This is a genomic window from uncultured Campylobacter sp. (genome assembly GCF_937997595.1).
GTDB lineage: Bacteria > Campylobacterota > Campylobacteria > Campylobacterales > Campylobacteraceae > Campylobacter_B.
The window spans coordinates 1-8347 of record NZ_CALKTS010000293.1 but is presented as its reverse complement, the minus strand read 5'-3'; the positions used below and the strand labels follow the sequence as shown (position 1 = coordinate 8347).

At 46.7% G+C, this 8347-nt stretch carries 7 protein-coding genes and 1 pseudogene; 1 reads left to right on the top strand and 7 read right to left on the bottom strand.

The window, feature by feature from the left end:
- The 7 genes from Q0614_RS09820 to Q0614_RS09790 form a co-directional block, all read right to left on the bottom strand.
- On the bottom strand, positions 1-419 hold a 419-nt coding region (locus tag Q0614_RS09820; RefSeq protein WP_298788381.1), incomplete at its 3' end, for a hypothetical protein.
- Positions 416-1033, bottom strand: a complete 618-nt coding sequence (locus Q0614_RS09815) for a hypothetical protein (protein ID WP_297988925.1) — start codon at positions 1031-1033, stop codon at positions 416-418. The genes Q0614_RS09815 and Q0614_RS09820, both read right to left, overlap by 4 nt.
- A 240-nt stretch (positions 1034-1273) precedes the next feature.
- On the bottom strand, positions 1274-1831 hold the full coding sequence (gene fdh3B, locus Q0614_RS09810; RefSeq protein ID WP_005871109.1) for a formate dehydrogenase FDH3 subunit beta: 558 nt from the start codon (positions 1829-1831) through the stop codon (positions 1274-1276).
- A 9-nt stretch (positions 1832-1840) separates the two neighbouring features.
- On the bottom strand, positions 1841-4762 hold the full coding sequence (locus Q0614_RS09805) for a formate dehydrogenase subunit alpha (protein WP_298788380.1): 2922 nt from the start codon (positions 4760-4762) through the stop codon (positions 1841-1843).
- Positions 4763-4772: 10 nt separating this feature from the next.
- The gene (locus tag Q0614_RS09800; protein WP_005871103.1) at positions 4773-4970 is read right to left on the bottom strand and encodes a twin-arginine translocation signal domain-containing protein; all 198 of its coding nucleotides are present in this window, start codon (positions 4968-4970) and stop codon (positions 4773-4775) included.
- Between the two features lie 252 nt (positions 4971-5222).
- On the bottom strand, positions 5223-6092 hold the full coding sequence (locus Q0614_RS09795; RefSeq protein ID WP_298788379.1) for a molecular chaperone TorD family protein: 870 nt from the start codon (positions 6090-6092) through the stop codon (positions 5223-5225).
- On the bottom strand, positions 6092-7774 hold the full coding sequence (locus Q0614_RS09790; protein WP_298788375.1) for a 4Fe-4S dicluster domain-containing protein: 1683 nt from the start codon (positions 7772-7774) through the stop codon (positions 6092-6094). The genes Q0614_RS09795 and Q0614_RS09790 overlap by 1 nt, the downstream gene beginning before the upstream one ends.
- Before the next feature lie 166 nt (positions 7775-7940).
- On the opposite strand from Q0614_RS09790, the pseudogene Q0614_RS09785 reads away from it, so the two are divergent.
- Positions 7941-8347 (top strand): annotated as a pseudogene (locus tag Q0614_RS09785) (L-seryl-tRNA(Sec) selenium transferase); the annotation flags it as partial.

Below are 8347 nucleotides of genomic sequence, written 5' to 3'. Positions count from 1 at the left end.
CTCAGCTCGTAGATCGAAATTTCAAACGAGCCCGGCAGCGTGGCCTCCGTGTCGCTGTAAAATCGTAAAAAATTAAAGCGGTCCTGCGCCTGCGGCGCTTTTTTGAATACAAAATTTAAAAGCTCCGTTTTGTTTCTGCCCGCGACGAAGGTTTTGGTGCCTAAATTTGCGATATCTTTGTATTCGAAGCTCTCGGAATTTGCCCCGCGCACGATCGTAAAAGCATCCTCGCCGATCTGCAAATAATTTTTAGCGCCGAGTCTGAGCGCGCAAAAAAACGCGCAAAGCGCCGCGACTACGGAAGCAAAAAGCGCCGCGCCGCCAAAGCCCGCGTGGTAGCAATATCCGCTAGCGAGCGCCAAAATCGCCGATCCCGCCAGCGTCATAGCTACGGGCTTTTTATTCTCTTTTACTATCATCTTCCCTGCTTAATCAGTTGTCTTATATATTCGTAAATTTTAAAATTTAGCGCATCCATTACCGAGTCTTTAGAGCCCGGATTTTTGATGCTTTGGTAGTTAAGATTAGTTACGTAATCCTTCCACGCGCCCTTGTTTTTAACGCTTATGTAGAGGCTGATCTGCGAGTCGTAGAAGTAGTCTCTGTAATAATCGTCGTCGTCCCAAGGATCATAACCGAACGGCATCCCCCAGCCTACGCCCACGCCCGTATATCTATAATACCTGCCAAAGCCCATTCCGAAGCTAAATCTCGGATTATCCCACGATCTGCGCGAAAAATCAGCCTTGCGGAAGTAGTTGAGATTGCCACCGATTTGGACGTTCGCCGCACTTTTATTTACGACCTTAAATCCATCCGCACGTAGATGCCCGATCACTACTTGGGTTAAATTCGAATCCGTCGTCGAGGTGTTGGTAAAATTTACGCTTATGAGCTTATCCTGCGGAAATTCCATAATGTGAAGCGGCTCGGAAGTGCGCACGATACCGCTATTTACGGGCACATTTTTAGAGCAGCCCGTAAAAATCAAAAACGCCGAAATGACCAAAAAAAGTGAAATTTTATTTTTCAAGACGGATCCTTTCGCTTAAGATTTCAAATCCTAAATTTGAGTGATTGTAGCATAAATTTAAAATTTTAATGTCAGCAAGAAGCGATTTTTTGAAATAATCTAGTGGCAAATGGGTAGGTTCAGAATTTTTTAATAAAATTTCGCGCCGAGCGACCGCTAAATTTAAAGCCGTCGCTCGGTTGAAATTTCTGCGAAAAGAGACGGAATTTTAAAACCGGAGGAGTTTAAAATTCCACAATCTTATAGGCTCACGCCGCGCGTAAGTACGCGCTTGCGATAAACCTCCGAAACTCTGCTCGCGTCGCCCACGATTAGAGCGTTCGTGCAACAGATCGCCGCACACATCGGAACCTTGCCCTCTGCGATGCGGTTTTGGCCGTATTTATGTAGCTCTTCGTGCGAAAACGTAGGCTCCGGTCCACCCGCGCACATAGTGCACTTATCCATCGCGCCTTTGATACCGAAAGCTCCGTCTCTAGGGAATTGCGGAGCGCCGAACGGACACGCGTAGAGACAGTATCCGCAGCCGATACATTTATCTTTGTCGTGTAAAACGACACCGTCGGTTCTGATATAAAAGCATTGAACCGGGCAAACCTGCGCGCAAGGCGCATCGGTGCAGTGCTGGCAAGCAATAGAGCTTGAAACCTCCTGCCCCTCTATGCCCTCGTTTAAAGTAATAACCTTGCGCCTATTGATCTGCACGGGAACCTCGTGCGCCGAGCTGCAGGCTACCTGGCAACCATAGCAAGCGATGCAACGCTCGACATCGACGTAAAATTTTAATCTTGCCGGCATTTTATCTCCTTATGCTCTTTCTAGTCTGCAAAGACCGGCGTTAAATTCCGAAATTTGCGTATTTATGTCAAAGCCGTAGTTCGTAATCGTATTTGAGCTCTCGCCTCTGATATATGGCTTAGTGCCCTCAGGATAGCGGTCGCTTAGATCCTCGCCCTGGAAAATTCCCGCGAAGTTATACGGCATAACAATACGATCAGGCGTAACGGCGTGCGAATAGATGCACTTGACTTTGATCTTCGTGCCTTGCGGCGAATGAATCCACATCATCTCGCCATCTTTGATACCTTTATCAGCGGCAAGCTTAGGATTTACGTGCGCGAACATCTCCGGAGTAATCGCCGAAAGATACTTGCTCGTGCGCTCGATCATGCCCGCACCGCTTAAATTTACAAGCCTTAACGAGCTTACGATAGTAGGGAAGTCCTTGCTCCAATCCTGCTTTTTCTGCTCGGAGATAAATCTCGTAAAGACGCGGAAATTTCGTTTTTGATCCGCAAAGGTCGGATATTTCTCCACTAAATCCCATCTAGGCGAGTGGATCGGTTCGCGATGCTTTGGAATTTGATCCGCAAACTGCCAAACCTTCGCTCTTGCTCTCGCGTTTCCGCAAGGACAAATTCCAAACTCGCGGCATTTTTTAGCGATAATGCCGCTATAATCTGTGCTCCACGTAGGCCCCATCTTGGCTTTCTCTTCCTCGTTTAGCGTGATGCCTAAAACCTGCTCGATATTTGCTTTCGTAATCTCTGCATGTCCGCCTTGAATTTTTGATCCCGGAAGAGTAATGCTCTCGTCGGCTAGCTGCGAAACGCCGTCGTGTTCTAAGCCGAAGCGGTTTCTAAATCCCATACCGCCGTCGGCATAAGGCTTAGTTACATCGTAAAGAATCGGCGTGCCCGGGTGTTGCGTATCCCAGCAAGGCCATGGAAGCCCGTAGTATTCGCCCTCTACTTCTCCGCCTATGCCGCGCAAAGTATCGGGATCAAATAGATGCCAATTTTTCTGTTGTCTGCGAAATCTAGCTGCGGTGCGTCCGTTATTTCCAATACTTTGAGTATTGCGTGCAATCTCATCGGTAGCGTCGTCAGGCCAAACAAAATCGTCTTTAACCTGCTTAAGCTCGCCATCAACGATGCCCATCTTCATGCCGCGAACGTATTCGTCGTAAAAGCCGAATTTTTTCGCGAATAAAAACATTACCTCCTGATCCTCTTTGCTCTCAAATAGAGGCTTAACAATCTGAGTTCTCCACTGGCCGCTGCGGTTTGTAGCGCTTAGATGGCCTTCGCTCTCAAACTGCGTAGCTACCGGCAAAACATAAATTCCATCCGGTCTATCGTTTAGAATCGCTACTTCGTTTAAGAACGGCTCGGCGACTACCAGCATATCGATCTTGCCTAATGCTTCTTGAGTCTCGCGAACATGAGCCATAGAAGTAATTCCTGTGCCTTGCACCCAAAGAACGCGGACATTGCCACTACTTAAAACGGGCTCATTTTTCAAAACGCCCTGCCACCATTTAGATAGCGAAAAGCCCTTTTCGTTGCGCCAGTTTATCACATCTTGCTCGATGCTCGGATCGTAGTGAAAATACTCGGTAAAATTCGTACCAGGCACTTTTTCACCCTGCTTTTCGTGTGGCTGCTTAGTAGATACGGCAAATCTTTTAATAAACTGCTCGTAATCTACGCCCCAGCCCTTGCAGAAGTGCTTCCAGGAGTTATCGGCTAGCCCGTAATACGCAGGCAAGCTATCGGAGAGATTGCACATATCGGTAGCGCCTTGAACATTATCGTGACCTCTAAGGATGTTGCAGCCACCGCCTGGCTTGCCCATATTGCCTAGTATGAGCTGCAAAAGAGCCAAAATTCTAGTATTAGAACTTCCGATCGAGTGCTGTGTAATGCCTAGAGCCCAGCATAAAGTAGCGGGCTTTGTGGTAGCGAACATCCTCGTAAATTCTATCAGCTCCTCTTCTTTGCAGCCGGTGACATTGGCTACCTCTTTAGGATCCCACTTCTCAGCTTCGGCTCTAATCTCCTCTACAGCGTAGGTTCTGGTTTTTATTAGCTCCTTATCTTCCCAGCCGTTTTTAAAGATTAGATGCAGCATTCCGTACACAAACGCTATATCGGTTCCCGGACGAATTCTAATATACATATCGGCCTTAGCCGCAGTTCTAGTAAAATTTGGATCAACTACAACGATTTTCGCGCCGTTTCTATCGCGAGCCTGAAGAGCATGCTTCATAGCCCCTACGGGATTTGCAACCGCGGAATTCGCACCTATAAAAAGGATCATTTTAGAATTTTTCGCCATATCGCCTACGTGATTTGTCATAGCTCCATAACCCCAAGTATTCGCCACACCGGCGACTGTTGCACTATGTCAAATTCTGGCTACGTGGTCGTTGCTGTTTGTACCCCAGAAGGCTGCAAATTTTCTAAAATAATATGCCTGCTCGTTACAAAATTTAGCCGAACCCAGAAATACCACACTATCTGGGCCGTCTTCTTTGCGTATCTGAAGCATTTTATCGCCGATTTCATCAACCGCTTGTTCCCAACTGATGCGCTCCCACTTGCCACCAACCTTTTTGAGCGGATATTTAAGACGCATTTTAGATTTGGTTAGATCGATTTGATCGATTCCCTTACAGCAGTGACTGCCCTGCGAGATCGGGTGATCTACTGCCATATCTTGGCGAATCCAGGTATTGGTGCTCTCATCCACTTGAGCCTCGATACCACAGCCTACGGAACAGATCGAACATATCGTTCGCTTCATAACGGAACCTGGAAATGGGTTTTTGATCTCTTGCTCAGTAGCAGCTCTTAGCGTATTATTTTCGCCAAACGCAGCTACGCTGCTCGCTCCTAAAGCGGCGAGTTTCAAAAACGATCTCCTTCCGATCGCATTCTCACTCATGAAAATTCTCCTAGTAAGCTACTTTATAGTATTTTTTCCACGCTTCACTCTCCCAGTAAAGCACCTCTTTTTTCGGTGATTTGCCACGAACGGTATCGCCATAGTCCTGCTCGCTTTTCGCTAAAGCCTGAGACGCGGCAACGCCCACGGCACCTACTGCGCCGATTTTTAGAGATTTTTTAAGAAAATCTCTGCGTTTGTTCTCCATGGTTTTCCTTTGTGAAGAAATCGCTTTAAATCTTTTATTGTAGTAACGCCTGTTACAGGATTTAAGTCTAATGAATTATAACGAAAAGGCAGTGAGATGGAAATTAAATTTTAAGTTACTTTTTAAATTTTATTTAAAATTCAAAATATAAAGTTCTAACTAAAAAACTACTCGCAAAACTAGAGTTTGCGAGTTTAAAATTTAACCGAAATTCTGCTTTTACGTTAAGATTTTGGTTAAAAATTTTATTTATCAATCCAGATCAAAAATATCTTCCGGATTGGTAAATTTATTTTGATAGCCACCTTTTTTGATCGCTTCTTTAACGACGCTGCGATCTTTCTTTTGCGGAGCGGCAAGCGCTAAAAGCGAGCGTTCAAGCGCAAAAAAGCTTCTCATTAGTGCGCCTAATGATTTGAAAAAATCCGCCCGCACATGCCCGCACAAAAGCTCGCTAAACTCATCCACAAAGCTGTTGGTGACATTCGTAAAAAGCTCTAACGCCAGCGTTTCGCCGTCTTGCGCACCGATGAAATTTTTAGCGTATTGCGCGCTCGCAGTATTTTTACCATCCTGCGGGCCTGTAAAATTTTTACTGCCATGCGAATCTACAGAATTTTTTCTGTCTTGCGCCGTCAAGCTCGCGCTATTCGTAAAATTTTGCTCGTTTGCCACGGAATTTTGTCCGTTTAAAACTGCGCTGTGTTTTGCAGCCGCGTCGCGCAGCAGAGTCGAATGCAGGTAAAAAATAAATCCCACATAGTCCTCGCACTCCTTGCAAAGCTCCATATTGCGGCGAAATTTACTCTTTTTTAGCACGTCGATTACCGCGACACGCATACGCCCGTCGTCACGTCCTTCGTCGTAGAAGCTCGCACTCATCGGCACATTGGCGTATGAAAAATCAAAAAGTACGGAATTTTGCTCGCTTTTAAACGCAGAAAAGTCGAATTTCTCCAAATTTTGAAATTCCGCCTCATCGCTAGGCACAATGGGCGAGCTGCGTAAAAACTCCAGCTGCTCCTTCCAACGCTTAAATTTCGCATCCGTTTCATAGAAAAAAAACGGAATTGCAAAAAATTCGTAGTAGTAGCTTCTTGCTTGAAGTAGATTCGCATCCATTACATTGCCCCTTTTCTAGCATCTTCTATCTGCTTTTTTATCATTATTTTCGCCTTGCAATCGCCGCAGCAAAAAAGAGTCTTCATCTTTTCAGGCTCGTTTGCAAAATGCGCACCCATCATATCCGCGATCTTCATCACGGCTTTGCTCGTCGCAAATTCCTTACCGCATTCAATGCACTTAAAAAGCTCATCTTTAGCTAGCATTTTGTAATTAAAAAATCCCGGCTCAAGCTCCACGCCGCAAGGCTCAAGCTCGATCGTATCCTTTTCGGCGCAGCTTAGCACGCAGTAGTTGCACGATGTGCAAAGCGAAGCGTTGAGCTTAATCGAATTGTCGCTGTTATCGGCATACAGCGCGCCGGTATTACAGGCGCCCACGCAGCTAAGGCATAGCGTGCAGCTTGCTTCGTTTATGTTTACTTTGCCAAATTTTAGCAACTCTCCGCTTTTTACGGCGCCAAAGCTGCCCTCGCCGACCATTGCGCTTACGCGTTTGGAAAAAATTTCTTTCTTGCTAAGGCCCTGCTCGTTTAAGCTAAACGCCCAGGGCTGAGAGCTTTGCGCCCACTTTAGCGCCTCTTGCAGCTCGGTTAAATTTCGCGCTAAAAATACCGCGTCCTTGCCGTAGATCGCGCGCGAAATTCCATTGATGAGCTCCACCGCCTCGCGCGTGCCCTCGCCCACGTCTGCGCCGTAAACGATCACGCTCGAGCCGCTTTCCTGCATAGCGCTTAGCAAATTTACCTCATCTATTTGCTTGCTTCCAAAAATTCCAAACGGCAGCACGCCGCACGGAAGCTGCACTGCGGGTGCGGACACGATTTCGCTCTCTGCGATGAGAAGCGGAATTTTGCCTGCATAGAGCTTTGCGATCTCCCCAAATACGCTTTGGGGCAACTTGGCAAATTTCAGCGCGCCGCTAGGGCAGACGCTCACGCACGCGCCGCAACCGACGCAGTCGATGTGCGAAAATACGAGCTCGCGCTTTTCGTCGTTTTTCAAAATCGCCACTGTGGGGCAAACCTCCACGCATGGCGCGCGCAGCTCATTTCGCCTGCCTTGATACTGACAGATCGCAGGATCGAAGATCGTGGAATTCTTATAATGATAAACCGGGCTTTTGGAATTTAAAATTTCTAAAATTTCATCGTCTTTTAGCCCCGAGATCTCGTAGCAGCCGCTTTGTCGTAGCTGATAGGGCGCTGCGCCGCTAATCAAGAAAAAATCCGCCTCGGTCTCAACCTCATCCTGCTCGCTTAAAATCGTAACTGCAAGATCACCAATCTCGCCATAGACGAACTTAATCTCAGCCCTGCTTAACGCGATCACCTTAAATCCATACTGCCTAAGTAGCCCCACAAGCTCCTCTCGCGGCTCATCACAGGCGAGAATCACGTTTTTGCCGACGGGCTTTTGATAGTCGCTATCCAGCGCGCCGTCGAAGGCAATATCCTTGGCGCGATACAAAATATCTACGTTTTTAGCGATTTGAAGCGGCTCATCTGCGGAATTTTCTATATAAAAATTTATCTCGGGCGCATAAATTTGCGCCTTTAGTTTCAGCGAGTTGGCAACGATAAATTCCTCATTTTTTGCCCCCTCTTCATCGCCGCAAATTTCGATATCGTCGCTTAAAACGACATCCTTTAGCCCCGCGGCGTAAAATCCATGTTCTTTCATAATCTATCCTAAATTGATAATTAGGCGGGTTTTACTCTTATTTTCTAAACAACTTTTAAATTCTGCACTTAAAGTAAATGGAATTTAAATTAATAATTCTATAGATAAAGCAAAATCAAAGCTTTAAATGATAAAATCGCCTAAATTTTAAGGCATCGGGGTCGCAATGCAACGAATCAAACTACCCAAAATCGACAAAATCGCAAACGCGCAGGAGTTTCAAAACTGCCTCCGCCCGCAAATCATCAAAATCGCGCAAGAGCTTATTGAACAGGAGCGCCAAAAGGCGCTGCAAGGAGGCGAGCTCGCAAGCGAAAGCGAGATCATCGCGCGCATCAAATCGCGCTACGAAAAATTTCAAAATCTAAGTCTCAAACCGCTCATTAACGCAACCGGCGTTGTGCTGCACACAAACCTCGGCCGCAGCGTCATCAGCGCCGAAATTTTAGCCCGCGCGCAAAAGATCATCACCTCGTATTCAAATTTAGAATACGACCTATCCGAGGGCGCGCGCGGCAACAGATACGACTACATAGCGCTTTTGTGCAGCGAGCTCTTCGGCGCGCAGGACGC